Origin of the sequence: Providencia sp. 2023EL-00965, from assembly GCF_033550225.1 — a bacterium.
Taxonomy (GTDB): Bacteria; Pseudomonadota; Gammaproteobacteria; order Enterobacterales; family Enterobacteriaceae; genus Providencia; species Providencia manganoxydans.
In genome coordinates this window covers 45,962-65,486 of the sequence record NZ_JAWUEH010000013.1, presented here as the reverse complement: position 1 = coordinate 65,486, position 19,525 = coordinate 45,962, and the positions used below count along the sequence as shown (strand labels likewise).

Here is a 19,525-nt window from a genome sequence, read left to right as displayed (position 1 = left end):
CAATTGTTGTCTGCTTGTCATCTGATGGCACTGGTTACCAGTGCCATATTTTTTGAGGGGTGATAATTTCTGGCAGTGGAATATCCCAGTGTGCGGCAGGCAGTGACTTCACATATTGGCAGTCATGCGCTAACCCTATAGGATAAAAACCTTTGTGTTGCCAATTTGCCAATGTTCTATCATAAAATCCTCCCCCCATACCTAAGCGTTGGCCTTGTTCATCAAAAGCGACCAGAGGGATCATCATAATATCGAGCTGGTTTGGTGGAAGCACTTGAGTGACATCGAGTGGTGGTTCTTCAATATTAAAACGGTTTTTAACTAAGTTGGTTTCAGAGGTATAACGCAAAAATAATAGATTGTTTCGATTGAAAGGGTGTAAAACAGGGAGATAAACGTTTTTATTTTGTTGCCATAATGCGTTAATTAGCGGCTGTGTATCGATTTCCCCATCAAAGGCGAGAAATAATGCAATATTGTTAGCTTGGCTGACTTTCGAGTGCAATAAAGCATGTTGCATGATTTTTTGTGCGGCAGTTTGCTGTTCAATAGCGTTCAGTTGTTGGCGTTTTTTTCGAGTAGACTGACGAATTTGTTGACGGGTAGCTGATAGTTGATCTTCCATGGTTTCATATACCTCAGAAATAATCGAATAAATTACCGCAAGTATAACGTAATAATAGAAACAAAGGTAAAGACAACACGAAGGGAAAAATGGGGGGTCTCCAAGATGCCGTTGTAGGCTGTAACCCTTGAACCCTTGGTTCAAGGTGAACGTAGTTTAGCTAACCTTTAGGCTTCCTGAGCGGATCAGGCGTGCTCACCAGCGCAATAACCACATTCTATTTTTTTGAAATATCGGCTCAGGGGACTCACCCACTGACGCGCATCTCAGAGAAATTCTGTTGAGTACTTGTTGCTACTCTATGGACTTCATTGTATGAAATTGGGATGAAAATGCAACCCCATTTTCATATATTTTTTTATACTAATGTATGATTTTTAAGCAAATTTAGCCAATAGGCAAAACCTGTCTCTCAGTAATTTTTACCTGATCGTGTAATGCTTGCTCGATCGTCTGTTGCAGCATTTTTATCTTCTCTTCCATATTATATGCATAATCACGCGTTTTTGTCTTTTCTTGTGTTAATTCGTGACATACGTTCAATGCAACAATAAAAATAAGCTGCTCTGTATTTGTTACACCGCTTCTATCTTTAAGATCTTGTAAGCGCTGTTCAAGCTCTTGAGCGGATGCAATTAATGCTTCTTTTTGTTCAATAGGGCAGTTGACTCTCATTGAGCGCCCAAATATTTGAATGTCAACCGGCTGTGCGGACATGATCCCTCCATACGAATAATACTCGCCGACAAATCTGTGTTCGGCGTCAAAAAAATATACTCGTCATACTTCGAGTTGCGGGGCTTTGCGTTAAGGTATAGTGAGTACGTACGCTTAACTCGTTGGGTCATAGTGTTCATCTATGCTCCTTGCCTACCTGCAATTCGAATTATTTCGAGTATACACCCGTTATAACCCAAGTTGCAGTACTGATAGCAACCGTTCAAATTATTCAGAGTCTGGAAATTTCGCTAGATAAAGCGCTTGATTAATAATACAGATCACAAAAGCTTACTGGTATAGCGACTACCCTTGATGGTAGCATATCATGAATGATTAGCTAACATGACGAATTCAGATGTCTATACAAAAATCTTTACCAAACTATGAAACGTTGGACACTCTTCTCCAACAAAATTCCATTGCGCTTACAGCCGCAGAAATTCACGGACTGATTACTGGACTTATTTGTGGTGGAAGCCGTGACCAAGGTTGGCAGACATTAGTTCATGATCTGGCTAATGATGGACTGGCTTTTTCTCAAGTGATTGCTCAGCCATTACGTGATCTCTATGACACCACCTATGAAGCATTAGATGACAGTGATTTTGCCTTTTCTATGTTATTTCCTGATGAGAATGCATCAGTGTTTGATCACGCTGATGCCTTAGCTGGATGGGTGAATCATTTTCTATTAGGACTTGGGGTCGCTCAGCCTAAACTTGCAGAGAAAAAAGAAGTTAGTGAGGTGATTACTGATTTACGTAACATTGGCATGCTGGGTTACGATGAAGATGAAGATCAAGAAGAGCTTGAGCAGGCGCTAGAAGAAGTGGTTGAGTATGTCAGAGTGGCAGTACAGCTTTGCTATATCACTTTTACTGAAGGTAAAAAAGCACCAACGGATGTTGAAAACAACAAACCAACGCTCCATTAAACGCCATCAACGTAAGATCTATTGTATTCAAGATGTAGCCGATAATGCTACATCTTGTTTGATGGGGAGTATATTTGCTTATTTGAGCTAAATAGCGGTTTATTCAGTAAAATTAATACAGGTTAAGTGACGGCCGTTATATGCTTTAGCATTAGCTACAAGGGCATACTATTAATTCAACAATCTAAATAATAAGGCAGAAACGGTATGAATAAGCAGGAATTTATTTCTCGTCGTAACGCATTATTGGCTCAGATGGAGCCAGCAAGCGCCGCTATTATTTTCTCAGCACCTAGCGCACAACGCAATGCGGATAGTGAATACCCCTATCGTCAGCACAGTGATTTCCTGTATTTGACAGGGTTTAGTGAGCCAGAAGCCGTATTGTTACTAATCAAAAGCGATGAAAAACATAGTCATACCGTACTTTTTAACCGTATACGTGACCTTACTGCTGAAATTTGGTTTGGTCGTCGTTTAGGCCAAGAGGCTGCTCCAGAAAAACTGGGTATTAGTAAAGCATTGCCTTTTGACGAAATAGAAGAACAGTTATATCAATTATTGAATGGCCTTGATGTTATTTACCATGCTCAAGGTGAATTCGAGTATGCAGATAAATTAGTGTTTGATGCATTAGAGACCTTACGTAAAGGTAGCCGTCGTAATTTACGTGCACCGTCAACGATGATTGATTGGCGTCCACTCGTGCATGAAATGCGTTTGTTTAAATCTGAAGCAGAGATAGCCACGTTACGTAAAGCGGGTGAAATTTCAGCATTGGCGCACATTCGTGCCATGAAAACTTGTAAGCCAAACATGTTTGAATACCAGTTATGCGGTGAAGTAGAATATGAATTTACTCGCCATGGTGCACGTTTCCCATCTTATAACACCATTGTTGGTAGTGGTGAAAACGCCTGCATTTTGCATTACACAGAAAATGAATGCGAAATGAAAGACGGTGAAGTGGTCTTAATTGATGCAGGGGCTGAATTTGATGGCTATGCAGGCGATATCACACGTACATTCCCTGTAAACGGTAAATTTACCAAGCCGCAACGTGAGCTGTATGAAATTGTGCTCAAGGCACTAAATACCGCTTTAGAATTGTATCGCCCTGGTACAAGTATCCATGAAGTCACACAAAAAATTGTGCGTATCAAAGTTGAAGGGCTAGTTGAGCTAGGTATTTTACATGGCGACGTAGATCAATTGATCGAGAACAAAGCACTATTTCCATTCTTTATGCATGGTTTAAGTCACTGGTTGGGATTAGATGTGCATGATGTTGGTTTCTATGGCGCCGACCGTGACCGTATTTTAGAGCCGGGTATGGTATTGACGGTGGAGCCTGGGCTGTATATCGCACCAGATGCAGATGTACCTCCTGAGTATCGTGGCATTGGTATCCGTATTGAAGATGACATTGTGATCACTGAAAACGGCAATGAAAACTTGACTGATTTAGTCGTCAAAGATCCTGATGAAATAGAAGCATTGATGGCAAGCGCTCATTAAGCTTAAGAGAGTAGTAAAAGGTAATTAACACAACATGAATGTGATTATTGTGGGTGGTGGAATGGCGGGTGCAACCTTGGCACTGGCCATTTCTGCGTTAAGCCAAGGGAAGTTATCAGTTTCGCTGGTTGAAGCTTCTTTGCCAGAAGGCGAGCATCCGGGGTTTGATGCCCGAGCGATCGCACTTGCCCATGGAACCTGTCAGCGGTTAGCTAAAATTGACATCTGGGAAGCGCTTGCTGATTGCGTTACACCAATAACCCATGTTCACGTTTCCGATCGCGGTCATGCAGGGTTTGTTAATATCAATGCACAGGATTACCATATTCCTGAATTAGGTAATGTCATTGAATTGCATGATGCAGGAACTCGATTATTCGAGTTATTAGGTAAAGCGGCAGGTGTTACATTATATTGCCCAGCAAAAGTAGAAACTATCCAGCGGCATAGCGATTATGTTGAGGTCACTTTAGATAGTGGCGAAATACTCACCGGCGCATTGCTGGTAGCGGCCGATGGTAGCCATTCGGCAGTAGGGCAGGCTTGTCATATGCAATGGCAGCAAACTGATTATGGTCAAGTGGCGATTATTGCCAATGTGAAAACGTCGATTGATCCTCAAGGTAGAGCTTTTGAGCGTTTTACTGAGTTTGGTCCGTTAGCGCTGTTACCGATGTCTCAAGGGCGCAGTTCACTGGTTTGGTGTCATCAACAAGAACAAGCTGACACCATCAAAATGTGGGATGATAAAACGTTTATTAATAAGCTTCAGCAAGCGTTTGGCTGGCGTCTTGGCAAAATCACTCAGGCGGGAACACGTTTTTGTTATCCGCTATCATTACGTAAGGCTTTAAACCCAATTAGTCATCGTACTGTTTTGGTCGGTAATGCCGCACAAACACTGCACCCAATCGCAGGACAAGGTTTCAACCTTGGTATTCGTGATGTGATGCAATTGGCCGAGTTAGTGGTTAAAGCCTATCAGAAAAATCAAGATATTGGCGCATATGCACTGTTGAATACGTATCAGCAAGCCAGAAGCATTGATAGAGAAAAAACCGTGACCATGACGGATGGATTAGTGAGAGTTTTTGCCAACCGTTGTTTACCTTTAGTGGTTGGACGCAATTTAGGTTTAATGGCAATGGAAATGTTGCCATCAGTACGCGATGCACTAGCTCGCCAAACACTTGGCTGGGTAGCGGAACAATAACCACAGAATTAATAGGAGAAAGTATGCAATCATTTGATGTGGTTATAGCCGGTGGTGGTATGGTCGGCTTAGCGCTAGCTTGTGGACTAGAAGGTACAGGGTTACGTGTTGCGGTCATTGAGAATCATCCCGCCAAAAATACATTTTCAGAGAATGACCCGTATGCGCTGAGGGTATCAGCAATTAATGCTGCAAGTGAGAAACTGCTAACTTACTTAGACGTTTGGTCATCAATAAAATCGATGAGAGCTTCCGCCTATAAAGGAATGGAAGTATGGGATAAGGACAGTTTTGGTCGTATCCAATTTTCCGCACAAGAGCAAAATTTATCTCATTTAGGCCATATTGTTGAAAACAACGTGATCCGTGATGCATTGTGGCAAAAAGCAGCGGCTATGCGTAATGTCACATTATTAGCACCTGCAACCATTCAAAAAGTGGTATGGGGGGAAAACGATGTCTTCATTACATTGGCCGATGACTCTATGCTTACAGCTAGGCTTATTGTCGGTGCAGATGGTGCAAATTCATGGTTACGTGGTCATGCGGATATCCCGCTCACATTTTGGGATTATGAACATACAGCGTTGGTTGCAACGATTCGTACCGAGAAGCCCCATGATTCAATTGCTCGTCAATCCTTTGATGGAAAAGGCATATTAGCTTTTTTACCATTGAGTGATCCTCATTTGTGTTCAATAGTATGGTCTCAGCCAGCGATTGATGCCGCTAGACGCCAACAAATGGATAAAGTTAATTTTGAAAAAGAATTAGCCGTTACTTTTGATACTCGTTTGGGTTTGTGCCAACTAGAAAGTGAACGATTAACGATCCCATTGACGGGGCGTTATGCAAGGCAGTTTGCAGCGCAGCGTTTGGCATTATTAGGTGATGCTGCTCATACCATTCATCCACTGGCTGGGCAGGGCGTGAATTTAGGCTTTATGGATGTTGCAATGCTGTTAGGTGAAATCAAACGTCTTCATCGTGAAGGTAAAGATTTCGGTCAATATCTCTATTTACGCAGTTTTGAGCGCCACCGTAAACACAGTGCGGCAATGATGCTTGCTGGCATGCAAGGCTTCCGTGAACTCTTTGATGGTAATAATCCAGCCAAGAAACTCTTGCGTGATGTCGGCTTAATTTTAGCGGGTACTCTACCGGGGGTAAAACCGCAATTGCTCAATCATGCAATGGGTCTATTTGATATGCCTGAGTGGTTGAAAAAGGCTGAGCCTGATCTCTCTAACTAAACTTACCGATTAATTATTGGCAGAAAATCAACGTTGAACGACGTAGATCTGCCAATATTTCCTCGCCTTATCCGCCTATACGCGTCAGTAGGGCTTTTCATTGAGATATCATTGACCACGTTACATTTGTCGAGCCATATCGTTTATCTATTCCTTCTGATTATCTTTTGCTTATTACCTATCTGAATTTCGAATTCATTAAAGAATAACCATATTTTATGACCGATGGAGGGCCATGAAAGATCAACCTATCACTGTTATTTTTGTTATTAATGATTGAGAAATTCTAATCACAATCGATTTTCGCATTAGTTTTACTAATTTTATGGTTCAGTGCTAACATTGATTTTTAGTTAAGAACACTGTGGATATGATGATTTACTCTACTGTTTTGTATTAAACATAGTGTTATTGAGTGATCATTCTCAATTTTTTAACAAATTTCGCTGGATTATCTTCTCTGTAATCAGTAATACAGAGAGCTGGTAGCCCTATTTTTTTTAATGGTTTCTTGCTAAAAACAGTGGTAGTTTTTAATAAGATGTTATCGTTTGCGTAGCGTTACTGGCTGTGTAGTGATGATCCTCTTTACTGCACAGAATGGTAGCGCTCACCCTATCATATTCAAAAATGTAAAGAGGGTATTCATGGCAAAGCAAACCCCGTTATATGATGAGCATATAGCTTGTGGTGCAAAAATGGTGGACTTTCATGGTTGGATGATGCCACTGCATTACGGTTCACAGATCAATGAACATAATATCGTCAGAACCGATGCTGGGATGTTTGATGTTTCCCATATGACCATAGTCGATTTACATGGCGAAGGTTGTCGTGACTTTCTTCGCTATTTGTTAGCAAATGACATCGCCAAGTTGACAGAGAAAGGTAAAGCACTTTATACGGGGATGCTAAACGCCTCTGGAGGCGTGATTGATGATCTGATTGTTTATTACCTAGATGACCATTTTTATCGTCTAGTGGTGAACTCCGCAACGCGCGATAAAGATATCGCATGGATTGAACAGCACGTAAAATCCTACGTCGTTTCTATTGAAGTGCGTGATGACCTCGCTCTACTGGCCGTTCAAGGCCCTACTGCACAACAAAAAGTCCATTCTTTACTATCCGAGTCTCAGTGTGCACTGATTGCTGATATGAAACCTTTTTACGGTGTGCAAGCTGGCGACTTATTCATAGCCACAACAGGTTATACCGGTGAAAAAGGGTATGAAATTGCGCTTCCTAAACAGCAAGTCGTCGATTTTTGGCGTCAACTGATTAAAGCAGGTGTCCATCCAGCCGGTTTAGGTGCAAGAGATACGCTACGCCTTGAGGCTGGTATGAATCTCTATGGACAAGATATGGATGAAACTATTTCTCCATTAGCCGCTAATATGGGATGGACGATTGCTTGGAAGCCTGAAGAACGCCAATTTATTGGTCGTGAAGCATTAGAAAAATTAAAAGAGCAAGGCACTGAAAAATTGGTCGGTATCGTTATGCATGAAAAAGGCATTTTACGTGCAGGGCAAACAGTGCGCTTTACTGATGACTTAGGTAAGTTACAAGAGGGCGTGATTACTAGCGGTTCTTTCTCTCCGACACTTGGATTTAGTATTGCTTTGGCGCGTGTGCCAAAAGAAATACAAGACAGTGCGATTGTTGAAATTCGTAATCGAGAGATGCCAGTTCAGGTCGTAAAACCGGGATTTGTACGAGAAGGGAAAGCCCTCGTTTAGTTGTCGCTATTGATTAATATTTGACGTTAAAAATTCGAACATAAGAGTGAGGTTAATGATGAGTAATGTTCCTGCTGAGCTGAAATATACCCGTGAACATGAGTGGGTACGTCATGAAGGTGATGGGGTATATACCGTAGGTATTACTGAACATGCCCAAGAGCTATTAGGCGATATGGTTTTCGTCGATCTACCCGAAGTGGGTAGTGCGGTGGATATTGGCAGTGATTGTGCGGTGGTTGAATCCGTAAAAGCCGCTTCTGATATTTATGTACCACTGACGGGGGAAATTGTTGAAGTCAATGAGGCGCTGAATGATTCGCCTGAATTAGTCAACGAGCAACCTTATCAAGAAGGCTGGATCTTCAAAATTAAAATCTCTGATGAATCAGAGTTGACAGACCTGCTAGACGCTGATGCTTACTCAGCATTACTTGCGGAAGAAGAATAAACCGTTAAGCGCCCCGTAATGAAGACATTATGGGGCGCTTTTCTTTTATACCTGCCATATTTCAAGTTGCAGCGCTTTTTGAAGATAGGGGGATGAGACTCTTTTTGTATGGGGTCGCTCTATTTTCTATGCTTCTAGCGACTCATTCGTTTTGTCGCTTAGCTACAGCTCGAATTATTTAGAGTATAAGCTTACCCTTTTTGCAGCAGATATAGGAATGGGAATACAGATATGACGATGTCTCTGAGTCAATTAGAAAACCGTTCAGAATTTATTCAACGCCACATTGGTTCATCAGAAGAACAAGTTAAAACCATGTTGGACACAGTTGGTTCGGCATCTCTTGATGCTCTGACGGGCAATATTGTACCGAAAGCGATTTTACTTGCTGAACCACCAAGAGTGGGGAGCGGTGCGACAGAACAAGAAGCGCTTGCAGAACTTAAAACGATTGCGAGTTTAAATAAAAGGTATAAAAGCTATATTGGTATGGGATATGCCCCATCAATATTACCGCCAGTGATTTTACGTAATCTACTTGAAAATCCAGGTTGGTATACCGCTTATACCCCTTATCAGCCTGAAGTATCCCAAGGACGTTTAGAATCGCTGTTAAATTTCCAGCAAGTCACCATTGATTTGACTGGCTTAGAATTAGCCTCAGCATCATTGTTGGATGAAGCCACTGCGGCGGCAGAAGCGATGGCGATGGCAAAACGTATCAGTAAGCTTAAAGATGCTGAACGTTTCTTTGTTGCCGATGATATCCATCCACAAACACTTGATGTTGTTCGTACTCGCGCTGGTACATTTGGTTTTGAAGTGATTGTCGATAAAGCAGAAAAAGTACTGGATCATGAAGGTATTTTTGGTGCGTTATTACAACAAGTTGGCACGACAGGCGAAGTACACGATTACACTGAGCTGTTTGCTAAGCTAAAAGAACGCAAAATCGTGAGTTGTGTTGCCGCAGAGATGATGGCACTGGTGTTGCTAACAGCTCCGGGTAAACAGGGCGCTGATATTGTTTTCGGTTCTGCGCAACGCTTTGGCGTGCCAATGGGCTATGGTGGCCCACACGCGGCATTTTTTGCTTGTCGTGATGAATTTAAACGCGCGATGCCGGGACGTATTATTGGTGTATCACGTGATGCGGCAGGCCATACTGCGTTTCGGATGGCAATGCAAACCCGCGAACAGCATATTCGCCGTGAAAAAGCCAACTCCAATATTTGTACATCGCAAGTATTACTTGCCAATATTGCTGCAATGTATGCCGTTTATCATGGCCCGCAAGGTTTAAGATTGATTGCTGAGCGCATTCATCGTTTTACATCGATTTTTGCTCAGGCGATACAAGAAGCAGGGTTAACCCTGCGCCACAATAGTTGGTTTGATACTTTAACCATCGAAGTTGCTGATAAAGCAGCGGTATTGGCTCGTGCAGAAAAAGCGCAAGTCAATCTTCGAACAGATGTTCATGGTGCGGTTGGCGTTACATTTAATGAAACAACCATTCGCCAAGATTTAAATGATTTATTTGCTGTGATCACAGGTAGCGAGCAAAAATTAGATTTTGAAAAACTGGATAAACAGGTTGCTGCTCAGGAACAAGCGATTTCACCGGCGATGAAGCGTAATGATGCTATTTTATCTCATCCAAACTTTAATCGTTATCACAGTGAAACCGAAATGATGCGCTATATGCATAGTTTAGAGCGCAAAGATTTGGCATTGAACCAAGCTATGATCCCGTTAGGCTCATGTACGATGAAGTTGAATGCCGCAGCAGAAATGTTACCTATTACTTGGCCTGAGTTTGGCGAAATGCATCCGTTTTGCCCACCAGAGCAAGCTCAAGGCTATCATCAAATGATCGAGCAGCTATCCCACTGGTTAGTGCAGCTCACTGGCTATGATGCCGTGTGCATGCAACCTAACTCAGGTGCTCAAGGGGAGTATGCTGGATTATTAGCGATCCGCCGTTACCATGAAAGCCGTAATGAAGGGCATCGTAATATTTGTCTGATCCCCGCATCAGCACATGGTACCAACCCTGCATCAGCTCATATGGCAGGTATGGAAGTGGTCGTGGTACGTTGTGATGACGAAGGTAACATTGACCTTGCTGATCTACGTCAACAAGCGGAGAAACACAGCGCCGATCTTTCTTGTGTGATGGTAACTTATCCATCAACTCATGGTGTGTATGAAGAAAGCATCAAAGAAGTTTGTGAAATCATCCATCAGTTTGGCGGCCAAGTGTATCTTGATGGCGCTAATATGAACGCACAAGTGGGCTTGACGACACCTGGCTATATTGGTGCAGATGTTTCCCACTTAAACTTACATAAAACTTTCTGTATTCCACATGGCGGTGGCGGTCCGGGTATGGGGCCAATTGGTGTTAAAAAACATTTAGCACCATTTGTTCCGGGACACTCAGTCGTTGAGCAAGAGATGGTGACAGACCAAGGCGCGGTTTCAGCCGCACCATTTGGTAGCGCATCAATCCTGCCAATTAGCTGGATGTATATTCGCATGATGGGCTCGTATGGTTTAAGAAGAGCTAGCCAAGTGGCGATTTTAAATGCGAACTATATTGCTAAGCGTCTGCAAGGTCACTATGACATTTTGTATACTGGTCGTGATGGTTATGTCGCTCATGAATGTATTGTTGATTTACGTCCAATCAAGAAAGACACAGGTATCAGTGAACTGGATATTGCGAAACGGTTGATTGATTATGGTTTCCATGCACCAACCATGTCATTCCCTGTTGCTGGAACATTAATGATTGAACCTACAGAGTCCGAAAGTCTAGTTGAAATTGATCGTTTCATTGATGCAATGCTGTCTATTCGTAGTGAAATAGATAGGGTTGTTAAAGGTGAATGGACACTTGAGGACAACCCTTTGGTTAATTCACCTCATGTGCAAACTGAGCTTGCAGGGGAATGGGATCATGCATATAGCCGTGAACTTGCGGTATTCCCTACAGAAGCGACTAAAGCGAATAAATATTGGCCAGCAGTAAAACGCTTGGATGATGTGTATGGCGACCGCCATCTGCATTGTTCCTGCGTACCAATTGAAGACTACGTTTAATTGATACTGATTTAAATCAATGTGGTAAGTTAGCTCCCCGATAGCGATGTTATCGGGGAGCTTTGTTTTTTAACGCTCAGAAAATTATTCTTTAAAATAACGTTGTCGTATTTTTAGGCAAAACACCCGATGATTTCACCGGGTGGCTGACAAAAATACTGAAACTTCTTACAACAACCAGCCTTTTTGTTGAGCGGCTTCTAATTGTGGCAATAGCTCTTCCCAAAACTCAGGGAAAACTTCCTCAATAAATTCATTTCGAGCAATAACTTGCTCTAAACGAATATTATTTTCTACCCAACTTTGGCCTTGATTGTGTAAATTCAATAGCATTGGAATGGTTCTATCGATCACATTAGCAAATTTTGCATCTAATGTTTCAGCGGCATCATACTCATTCCATAAGGCTAAAAATTGTTCGTTTTGTGGGAAAGGCAGTAAGCCAAAAATACGCACAGCGGCTTTAATTTCTTGTTCACGGATAGCATCACGTGCAGCAATGTCATAAACCAACACATCACCTGCATCGATTTCAACAATGTCATGTACTAGGGCCAGTTTGATGGCATGGTCGACATTTACACCTTTAACATAAGGGGCAAAGCTCATGGCTGCCATTGCGAATTGCCAGCTGTGCTCAGCCGTATTTTCTTGTCTTTCGTTGTTCAACAGCTTATTTTTGCGATAAACACTTTTTAGTTTATCTAATTCCATTAAAAACTGAACAACTTCGGTAAACCCGCCAAAATTCATGACTTCAACTGGCTTATTACCATTTACAGATGACATAAAAACCTCAATTATTTTTCTTCTTCCAAAGAGTAGGGCAACGGTTGAATGGTTAGATGGCTTTGTTCATCACCCGTAACGCGATATACGCTGTCTGCTTCCATATCATTATTCATAATGATTTGAATATTAATTTCACCATTGGCTAATTTAACGGCTGCAAGTACGTTACCTGTGCGACGCCATTTGTCGCCAAGCTGCCATTCTACACCATCGCCAACCGCAGGTACCGACTCTGCTGTGCCTTTTAGCCAATACATAGCACGTTTATTCGCACCACGGAATTTAGCCCTAGCAACCATTTCTTGCCCTGTATAGCAGCCTTTTTTAAAGCTGATCCCATAAGGTAGAGCTTGTAAGTTAGTTGCTTGTGGTAAGTGTTGGGCACTACTTTCCTGATCGATAACCGCATAACCCGCTTCAATTTCGAGTGAGAGCCATTGCTGATCATCCGTTGTGGTTTTGATAGCATCTGCTAATTTTTGTGCAGTAGCTTCATCTGTAACGATCAAGAAGCGCTCATTCGGCAAAGAGAAATGTAATAGGGTAGAATTACCATCAACAACCACTTGGCTCTCATCATCTGGGAGTGTGCTAAAGAGTGTTGATAACGTTTCGCGGGCACCTTTTCCTGCCACAGCGAGTAATTTCAATTCGCTTTTTTGCTCAAAAGTGATTTTTGAAAATACGGCATATTTTTTCAGTTCAGCCAATTGACTTTCAATGACGCTACTTCTTTCTATGTAAGAGAAGCCGTCAAGGTGATGGAATAGGCGTAAATCACTCCACATTTTTCCTTTAGGGTCGCAATGTGCGGTTAAAGTATGTTGTGTTGATGTCAGCGCATCAACATCAGCAGTAACTTGGCCTTGTAGATATTTTTGAGCGTCAAGTCCATGTAAATGAACGAGTCCCCAGTTTTCCAGTGAAATCAATATAAGTGGTAAAGACTGAGAATCGAGAGGGAATGAGGGTAAGTGAGTAACGTCAGTAGTCATGATTTCACCTGTATTCTTTCATTTCAGAAGGGGGTTAATGGTAAAATAGCTGGATAACATTGCAAGTAATTATTATGATGCACTATCAATTATTTAATATTTTTAATCGGTATTCTTGGATAAAAACGCGATAGTATGATGGAAATTGGTAACATTGTATTCTACATCATGTTTTCTTGAGTAATAATCTGTTAGAGTATTAAAAATAACCAATCTTATCAGTTAACTGCAACAAAATAAGGCCGTAGTGGAATGGATATAGAGAACAAAGCAAGAATTCATTGGGCTTGTCGTCGCGGAATGCGCGAGTTAGATATTTCCATCATGCCATTTTTTGAGTATGAGTTTGATAGCCTTTCTAACAAAGATAAACACACTTTTGTTCGTTTACTTGAATGTACTGATCCCGATTTATTTAATTGGCTCATGAATCACGGTCGTCCAGAGGATGAAGAGCTGTTTAGTATGGTTAAACTGATCCAGGAAAGAAATAAAAATCGTGGTCCTGTGGAAATCTAATCTCTCCATTTCATGGAAAACTCAATTTTTTTCAACCTGTATTCATGGGATAGTCGGCTTCATCTTATTAGTTGCACCATGGGCTCCGGGTAACTCAATGGTATGGTTACCCTTGCTGGTGATTGTGATCGCAAGTTGGGCAAAAAGCCAAAAAAACATCAGTAAAATTAAAGGGGTTGCAGTCCTCGTTAATGGTAACAAAGTACAATGGAAAAAGAATGAGTGGAGTATTGTCAAACAGCCGTGGTGTACTCGAGTTGGCACATTACTCACGTTAAGTGCGCTACAAGGGAAGCCACAAAAAATCCATTTATGGGTGGCGAGAGATTCGTTATCAGAAGAGAATTGGCGTAATTTAAACCAACTGTTACTGCAATATCCAGATATTTAAAGCATATTGCAGTAATCGGCAAAAATTTCGGCCATGATCACAGTAATTCTTCGAGCTCAGTTAGCACCTGCATACACCATTGGGCGATACGTTCATCTGTTTCATCAAATTGATTGACATCATCCAGTGCTAAGCCGACAAACTGGCTGCCATCTTCCGTCAGTGGTTTAGGGCTTTCAAATTCATAGCCTTCTAGTGGCCAAAAACCAATAAATTTGACACCAGTAGGCTTCAATTGATGGTAAAGCATCCCTAGTGCATCAAGGAACCACTCACTGTAGTCAATTTGATCACCCATGCCGTACATAGCAACAATTTTGCCGCTAAGTTTAAGATTGGGAAGCGCGTCCCAAATTGCTAGCCAGTCTTCTTGTATTTCACCGAAATCCCACGTAGGGATACCCAAAATGAGAACGTCATACTGTTCCATTAGCTCAGGTGGTGTATCGTTAACATTATGTAATGTGACTAAGTTATCACCAAGGATATCGCGTATTTTCTCTGCGACGATTTCGGTATAACAAGTGCTAGAACCGTAAAAGAGACCTATTTTCATGTTAATGTAACTAGTTTTCATTGCAGTAGAGAGGTATTGTAACAGAATGAAGCGAATTCAGGCATAATGATTGTGTGATCGCGAAGAGGAAGATAGGGCAAGTGGAAACAAAACAACTTAATCCATTGATTGAACAATTTCTTGATACTATTTGGTTAGAGCAAGATCTTGCTGAAAATACATTGGCATCTTACCGTTTAGATTTACAATTATTAGATAAATGGTTAGAAGCAAATAAATTAAATTTAGAAAATGTTCAATCAATAGATTTACAATCCTTTTTAGCTGAACGAATTGATGGTGGTTATAAAGCAGCCAGTTCGGCGCGGTTATTGAGTGCGATGCGCAGGCTATTTCAGTATTTTTATCGTGAAAAAATACGCTTAGATGACCCTTCAGCTGTGATTGCTGCACCTAAAATACCTCAGCGGCTACCAAAAGATTTAAGTGAACAACAGGTCGATGATCTACTTAATGCACCCGCAACGGAAGATCCTTTGGAGCTACGTGATAAAGCCATGTTGGAAGTTTTGTATGCTTGTGGCTTGCGTGTATCAGAGCTGGTGGGCTTAACCTTTTCTGATATCAGTTTACGCCAAGGGGTGATCCGTGTTGTGGGTAAAGGTGATAAAGAAAGATTGATCCCATTAGGGGAAGAAGCTATTTATTGGGTTGAAAAATATATCCAAGAAGGGCGAGCCGATCTTTTAGGTAGTAAAACCAGTGATGTGCTGTTTCCAAGTAAGCGTGGCACGAAGATGACTCGGCAGACCTTTTGGCACCGTATTAAGCATTATGCGGTGATCGCGAATATTGATTCCGAAGCGCTTTCCCCTCATGTTCTGCGGCATGCTTTTGCCACACATCTATTGAACCATGGAGCGGACTTACGTGTTGTACAGATGTTGTTAGGTCATAGTGATCTTTCAACTACCCAGATTTATACGCATGTCGCAACTGAACGCTTGCGCATGTTACATGAGCAGCATCATCCTAGGGGGTGATGTGCATGATAAGGATAATTATGAAACGTAAATTATTATTATGGGCAGCTTGTTTCGCAGCATTCTCTGTGTCAGCCCATGCGGCCACTGATGATAAAATTATCGAAGAAAAACTCGCTAAATATAATTTAGTGGTGGAGTCGATTAAACCATCACCGATTGTGGGTCTGAATACTGTTGATACATCAGATGGCATTATTTATGTAACTGATGATGGTAAATACTTGGTACAAGGCCCTATTTATGATCTTAGTGGTAAGGTACCTGCGAATATTTCCAATCAATCATTGATGAAAAAAATTGAAGCGCTAAAAGATCAAATGATTATTTTTAAAGCGCCAAAAGAAAAGTATGTAGTGACAGTCTTTACTGATATTACCTGTGGTTACTGTAAAAAACTGCATGAATCCGTTGGTGAGTTAAATGAAAAAGGGATTACCGTACGTTATCTTGCATACCCTCGTCAGGGGTTAAATCACCAATCAGCAAAACAGATGGCTTCTATTTGGTGTAATGCTTTACCACAAAATGCGCTCACTAAAGCATTTAAAGGCGATGAAATTGCTATGATTGATGACTGTAAAATTGATCTAAGTAAACACGTTAATTTAGGCCGTCAATTTAAAATGACAGGAACACCCGCAATCGTATTACCCGATGGGCAGCTACTATCAGGCTATTTAGCACCTGATGATCTTTTAAAGATACTTGAACAAAAATAGTTAATTACTGTGAATGTAGAAACCTTTTTGCGTCAGCGCACATTAACCGATGATATCAAAGCACTGTCAGGCTTCCCCGAGATCCTCCAACGTGTATACGCTCATCGAGGCATTACTGATCTTGCACAGTTAGAGCGTAAAGCCTCTAATTTATTAGATTATCGTGCATTATCAGGGGTAGAGAGTGCGCTATCATTACTGTATAGCACATTAGAAAACCAAGGACGTATCACCATCGTGGGTGACTTTGATGCTGATGGTGCAACCAGTACCGCATTAGCTATCCGAGCACTCACCAAAATGGGGTATGTAAACTTAAATTATATCGTTCCTAACCGTTTTGAAAATGGTTATGGGTTAACGCCATTGGTGGTAGAAGAAGCCTATAAACGAGGCACAGATCTTATTGTCACGGTGGATAATGGTATCTCATCCCATGAAGGGGTTGAGGAAGCGCATCGTCTTGGTATTAAAGTTATTGTGACTGACCACCATTTACCGGGAGAACTATTACCTAACGCAGATGCCATTATTAACCCTAATTTAGTCGGTTGCCAGTTTGCTTCAAAGTCGCTTGCAGGGGTCGGTGTTACATTCTATTTAATGTCGGCATTACGAGCCAAACTTCGCCAAGAAGGCTGGTTTGCCCAGCAAGGGCTTAGTGAACCCAATTTAGCCGAATATCTGGATCTTGTTGCATTAGGTACCGTTGCGGATGTGGTTCCACTGGATACCAATAACCGAATTTTAGTGCATCAAGGGCTAAATCGAGTAAGAGCAGGTCGTTGCTGTGCGGGGATCAAGGCATTAATTGAGGTTTCAAAACGTGAATGCTCTCGTTTAGTGGCTAATGACTTTGGTTTTGCCTTGGGGCCTCGTTTGAATGCGGCGGGTCGTTTGGATGATATGTCAGTGAGTATTGAGTTATTACTGACTGATGATATGGCTTATGCACGAGAGCTGGCTAATGAATTGGATGGTTTAAACCAAGCACGGCGAGAAATCGAAGCGGGTATGCAGCAAGAAGCCTCAGTTTTGTTTAACCAAATCGAGTATGGCGATAGCCAATTACCGAATGGGTTAGCGATTTATCACCCTGAATGGCATCAAGGGGTTGTTGGTATCTTAGCGTCGAGGATCAAAGAGCAATACCATCGGCCTGTGATTGCTTTTGCACCAGCGGGTGATGGAACATTAAAAGGATCTGGGCGCTCAGTCCAAGGTGTGCATATGCGTGATGCTTTAGAGCGCTTGAACACGCTACAGCCGGGGTTGATGCAAAAGTTTGGTGGCCATGCCATGGCGGCAGGTTTAAGCCTTGAAGAAACAAAGTTTGAGTTGTTTAAACATCATTTTGAATTATTGATGGGTGAATTAATTCAACCTGAGCAATTAGCAGGGATAGTGTGGAGTGATGGTGAATTAGCACGCAGTGAGTTCACCTTAGAAACCGCCGAGCTTCTGCGTGAAAGTGGTCCGTGGGGACAATCATTCCCTGAGCCAGTATTTGATGGTCACTTCCAATTGCTACAGCAACGTTTAGTCGGTGAACGTCACCTTAAACTAATATTAGAGCCTGTAAATGGAGGGCCAATGTTGGATGCCATCATGTTTAATATTGATGTGCGCCGTTGGCCGGATAACAGTGTTAAACGCGCTAAAATAGCCTTTAAATTGGATGTTAATGAGTTTAGAGGCCAAAAGAGTGTTCAATTGATGGTGGAACATATTTGGCCTGAATAATTCTCCTTGTTTACTGACTATGATTTATTCCGCTATTAGGTTTTTATGGCGCTATAAATTGCGGGGGAATTCCGATATAATTGACAGTTTGTGAAGAATTCATTCTATTAAATGACCCAACATAAGACATTGAAAAATGACGTTTGAAATTAACCCAGTAAAAAGTAAGATTCAGGACTTGTCTGACCGGACGGTGGTTCTTAGGGGGTATCTTTGACTATGATGCCAAGAAAGAGCGCTTAGAAGAAGTTAACGCGGAGCTAGAACAACCTGATGTTTGGAACGAACCTGAAAGAGCGCAAGCCTTAGGTAAAGAACGTTCCTCACTTGAGGCGATCGTCGATACCATTGATCAGCTCACTCAAGGCATTGAGGATGTTGAAGGTTTACTTGAACTCGCTGTTGAAGCAGATGATGAAGACACCTTTAATGAAGCGGGCGAAGAGTTAGAACAGCTACAACTGAAATTAGAACAATTAGAGTTTCGTCGGATGTTTTCAGGTGAATACGACAGTGCTGATTGTTATATTGATTTGCAGGCTGGTTCCGGTGGTACTGAAGCCCAAGACTGGGCAAGTATGTTAATGCGTATGTATCTGCGTTGGGCAGAATCGAAAGGCTTCAAAACAGAAATTATTGAAGAGTCAGACGGTGATGTGGCGGGTTTAAAATCTGCAACAATTAAAATTATTGGCGATTACGCATATGGTTGGTTGAGAACAGAGACCGGTGTGCATCGTTTAGTGCGTAAAAGCCCATTCGACTCAGGTGGCCGTCGTCATACATCGTTTAGTTCTGCTTTTATATATCCTGAAGTTGATGACGATATTGATATTGAAATCAACCCAGCGGATTTACGGATTGACGTTTACCGCGCCTCTGGTGCTGGTGGTCAGCACGTAAACAAAACTGAGTCAGCGGTACGTATCACCCATATACCGACTAACATTGTGACTCAGTGTCAGAATGACCGTTCGCAACATAAAAATAAAGATCAAGCTATGCGCCAGTTAAAAGCCAAGCTTTATGAACTGGAAATGCAGAAAAAGAATGCAGATAAACAAGCGATGGAAGAGAACAAATCGGATATTGGCTGGGGCAGTCAAATTCGTTCTTATGTTCTTGATGATTCGCGTATTAAAGATTTACGTACTGGTGTGGAAACGCGTAACACGCAAGCCGTACTGGATGGTGATTTGGATAAATTCATTGAAGCTAGTCTAAAAGCTGGCCTGTGAG

Annotated in this window: 18 protein-coding genes and 1 other RNA gene; 13 read left to right on the top strand and 6 right to left on the bottom strand. The window is 41.9% G+C overall.

Annotation, left to right across the window (positions count from 1 at the left end; genetic code table 11):
* Positions 1–34 precede the first annotated feature (34 nt).
* The 3 genes from SC428_RS16055 to zapA form a co-directional block, all read right to left on the bottom strand.
* A complete protein-coding gene (locus tag SC428_RS16055; protein ID WP_318708801.1) occupies positions 35–625 on the bottom strand; it encodes a 5-formyltetrahydrofolate cyclo-ligase in 591 nt (196 codons plus the stop codon).
* A gap of 93 nt (positions 626–718) precedes the next feature.
* Positions 719–901: non-coding RNA, 6S RNA (gene ssrS, locus SC428_RS16050), on the bottom strand.
* A gap of 111 nt (positions 902–1,012) precedes the next feature.
* Complete coding sequence (zapA, locus tag SC428_RS16045) at positions 1,013–1,342, bottom strand: cell division protein ZapA (protein ID WP_070925299.1); 330 nt, start codon at positions 1,340–1,342, stop codon at positions 1,013–1,015.
* Positions 1,343–1,700: 358 nt separating this feature from the next.
* On the opposite strand from zapA, the gene SC428_RS16040 reads away from it, so the two are divergent.
* The 7 genes from SC428_RS16040 to gcvP all read left to right on the top strand — a co-directional run bounded on the left by SC428_RS16040 (position 1,701) and on the right by gcvP (position 11,564).
* Positions 1,701–2,279: a YecA family protein gene (locus SC428_RS16040; RefSeq protein ID WP_070925300.1), complete on the top strand. Its 579-nt coding sequence runs from the start codon at positions 1,701–1,703 to the stop codon at positions 2,277–2,279.
* Between the two features lie 207 nt (positions 2,280–2,486).
* Positions 2,487–3,797: a Xaa-Pro aminopeptidase gene (gene pepP, locus SC428_RS16035; protein WP_140181836.1), complete on the top strand. Its 1,311-nt coding sequence runs from the start codon at positions 2,487–2,489 to the stop codon at positions 3,795–3,797.
* A gap of 34 nt (positions 3,798–3,831) precedes the next feature.
* Positions 3,832–5,010 (top strand): 2-octaprenyl-6-methoxyphenyl hydroxylase, encoded by a 1,179-nt coding sequence (ubiH, locus tag SC428_RS16030; protein ID WP_070925302.1) that lies wholly within the window; start codon positions 3,832–3,834, stop codon positions 5,008–5,010.
* 23 nt (positions 5,011–5,033) lie between these two features.
* Positions 5,034–6,263: an FAD-dependent 2-octaprenylphenol hydroxylase gene (gene ubiI / locus SC428_RS16025; RefSeq protein ID WP_140181840.1), complete on the top strand. Its 1,230-nt coding sequence runs from the start codon at positions 5,034–5,036 to the stop codon at positions 6,261–6,263.
* Positions 6,264–6,910: 647 nt separating this feature from the next.
* Entirely contained in the window at positions 6,911–8,005 is a 1,095-nt protein-coding gene (gcvT, locus tag SC428_RS16020) for a glycine cleavage system aminomethyltransferase GcvT (protein ID WP_070925303.1), read from the top strand.
* 58 nt (positions 8,006–8,063) lie between these two features.
* Positions 8,064–8,456, top strand: coding sequence for a glycine cleavage system protein GcvH (gene gcvH / locus SC428_RS16015; protein ID WP_070925317.1), 393 nt, complete (start codon positions 8,064–8,066; stop codon positions 8,454–8,456).
* A gap of 231 nt (positions 8,457–8,687) precedes the next feature.
* A complete protein-coding gene (gene gcvP / locus SC428_RS16010) occupies positions 8,688–11,564 on the top strand; it encodes an aminomethyl-transferring glycine dehydrogenase (protein WP_070925304.1) in 2,877 nt (958 codons plus the stop codon).
* A 168-nt stretch (positions 11,565–11,732) separates the two neighbouring features.
* On the opposite strand, the gene SC428_RS16005 is transcribed toward gcvP, so the two are convergent.
* Both SC428_RS16005 and ygfZ read right to left on the bottom strand, forming a co-directional pair.
* Positions 11,733–12,353: an HD domain-containing protein gene (locus SC428_RS16005; protein WP_318708794.1), complete on the bottom strand. Its 621-nt coding sequence runs from the start codon at positions 12,351–12,353 to the stop codon at positions 11,733–11,735.
* 11 nt (positions 12,354–12,364) lie between these two features.
* The gene (gene ygfZ / locus SC428_RS16000; RefSeq protein WP_272580121.1) at positions 12,365–13,351 is read right to left on the bottom strand and encodes a tRNA-modifying protein YgfZ; all 987 of its coding nucleotides are present in this window, start codon (positions 13,349–13,351) and stop codon (positions 12,365–12,367) included.
* Between the two features lie 252 nt (positions 13,352–13,603).
* On the opposite strand from ygfZ, the gene sdhE reads away from it, so the two are divergent.
* Together sdhE and SC428_RS15990 are read left to right on the top strand one after the other, a co-directional pair.
* Positions 13,604–13,870: an FAD assembly factor SdhE gene (gene sdhE, locus SC428_RS15995; RefSeq protein WP_318708792.1), complete on the top strand. Its 267-nt coding sequence runs from the start codon at positions 13,604–13,606 to the stop codon at positions 13,868–13,870.
* On the top strand, positions 13,851–14,261 hold the full coding sequence (locus tag SC428_RS15990) for a protein YgfX (RefSeq protein ID WP_318708790.1): 411 nt from the start codon (positions 13,851–13,853) through the stop codon (positions 14,259–14,261). The genes sdhE and SC428_RS15990 overlap by 20 nt, the downstream gene beginning before the upstream one ends.
* A 37-nt stretch (positions 14,262–14,298) precedes the next feature.
* Here the strand turns inward: SC428_RS15990 and fldB are convergent, their stop codons facing one another.
* Positions 14,299–14,817 carry a flavodoxin FldB gene (gene fldB / locus SC428_RS15985; protein ID WP_070925309.1) on the bottom strand — a complete coding sequence of 173 codons (519 nt, stop codon included), beginning with the start codon at positions 14,815–14,817 and terminating at the stop codon, positions 14,299–14,301.
* 101 nt (positions 14,818–14,918) lie between these two features.
* Between fldB and xerD the strand changes: the two genes are divergently transcribed.
* From xerD to prfB, 4 genes are all read left to right on the top strand, one after another.
* Positions 14,919–15,821: a site-specific tyrosine recombinase XerD gene (gene xerD, locus SC428_RS15980; protein ID WP_070925310.1), complete on the top strand. Its 903-nt coding sequence runs from the start codon at positions 14,919–14,921 to the stop codon at positions 15,819–15,821.
* 20 nt (positions 15,822–15,841) lie between these two features.
* The gene (dsbC, locus tag SC428_RS15975) at positions 15,842–16,543 is read left to right on the top strand and encodes a bifunctional protein-disulfide isomerase/oxidoreductase DsbC (RefSeq protein ID WP_318708787.1); all 702 of its coding nucleotides are present in this window, start codon (positions 15,842–15,844) and stop codon (positions 16,541–16,543) included.
* A 9-nt stretch (positions 16,544–16,552) separates the two neighbouring features.
* Positions 16,553–18,286 carry a single-stranded-DNA-specific exonuclease RecJ gene (recJ, locus tag SC428_RS15970; protein WP_140186089.1) on the top strand — a complete coding sequence of 578 codons (1,734 nt, stop codon included), beginning with the start codon at positions 16,553–16,555 and terminating at the stop codon, positions 18,284–18,286.
* Positions 18,287–18,422: 136 nt separating this feature from the next.
* Positions 18,423–19,524 (top strand): peptide chain release factor 2 gene (gene prfB / locus SC428_RS15965; protein ID WP_139158610.1). Its coding sequence is split into 2 segments (ribosomal slippage): positions 18,423–18,500 and positions 18,502–19,524, totalling 1,101 coding nucleotides; the frame shifts between segments, so codons are not numbered across the junction.
* Position 19,525 lies beyond the last annotated feature (1 nt).

What these genes read in the sequence shown, in the direction of transcription:
- SC428_RS16055 (WP_318708801.1), bottom strand. Translation starts at nt 625, where the DNA reads ATGGAAGATCAACTATCAGCTACCCGTCAACAAATTCGTCAGTCTACT.
- zapA (WP_070925299.1), bottom strand. Translation starts at nt 1,342, where the DNA reads ATGTCCGCACAGCCGGTTGACATTCAAATATTTGGGCGCTCAATGAGA.
- SC428_RS16040 (WP_070925300.1), top strand. Translation starts at nt 1,701, where the DNA reads ATGTCTATACAAAAATCTTTACCAAACTATGAAACGTTGGACACTCTT.
- pepP (WP_140181836.1), top strand. Translation starts at nt 2,487, where the DNA reads ATGAATAAGCAGGAATTTATTTCTCGTCGTAACGCATTATTGGCTCAG.
- ubiH (WP_070925302.1), top strand. Translation starts at nt 3,832, where the DNA reads ATGAATGTGATTATTGTGGGTGGTGGAATGGCGGGTGCAACCTTGGCA.
- ubiI (WP_140181840.1), top strand. Translation starts at nt 5,034, where the DNA reads ATGCAATCATTTGATGTGGTTATAGCCGGTGGTGGTATGGTCGGCTTA.
- gcvT (WP_070925303.1), top strand. Translation starts at nt 6,911, where the DNA reads ATGGCAAAGCAAACCCCGTTATATGATGAGCATATAGCTTGTGGTGCA.
- gcvH (WP_070925317.1), top strand. Translation starts at nt 8,064, where the DNA reads ATGAGTAATGTTCCTGCTGAGCTGAAATATACCCGTGAACATGAGTGG.
- gcvP (WP_070925304.1), top strand. Translation starts at nt 8,688, where the DNA reads ATGACGATGTCTCTGAGTCAATTAGAAAACCGTTCAGAATTTATTCAA.
- SC428_RS16005 (WP_318708794.1), bottom strand. Translation starts at nt 12,353, where the DNA reads ATGTCATCTGTAAATGGTAATAAGCCAGTTGAAGTCATGAATTTTGGC.
- ygfZ (WP_272580121.1), bottom strand. Translation starts at nt 13,351, where the DNA reads ATGACTACTGACGTTACTCACTTACCCTCATTCCCTCTCGATTCTCAG.
- sdhE (WP_318708792.1), top strand. Translation starts at nt 13,604, where the DNA reads ATGGATATAGAGAACAAAGCAAGAATTCATTGGGCTTGTCGTCGCGGA.
- fldB (WP_070925309.1), bottom strand. Translation starts at nt 14,817, where the DNA reads ATGAAAATAGGTCTCTTTTACGGTTCTAGCACTTGTTATACCGAAATC.
- dsbC (WP_318708787.1), top strand. Translation starts at nt 15,842, where the DNA reads ATGAAACGTAAATTATTATTATGGGCAGCTTGTTTCGCAGCATTCTCT.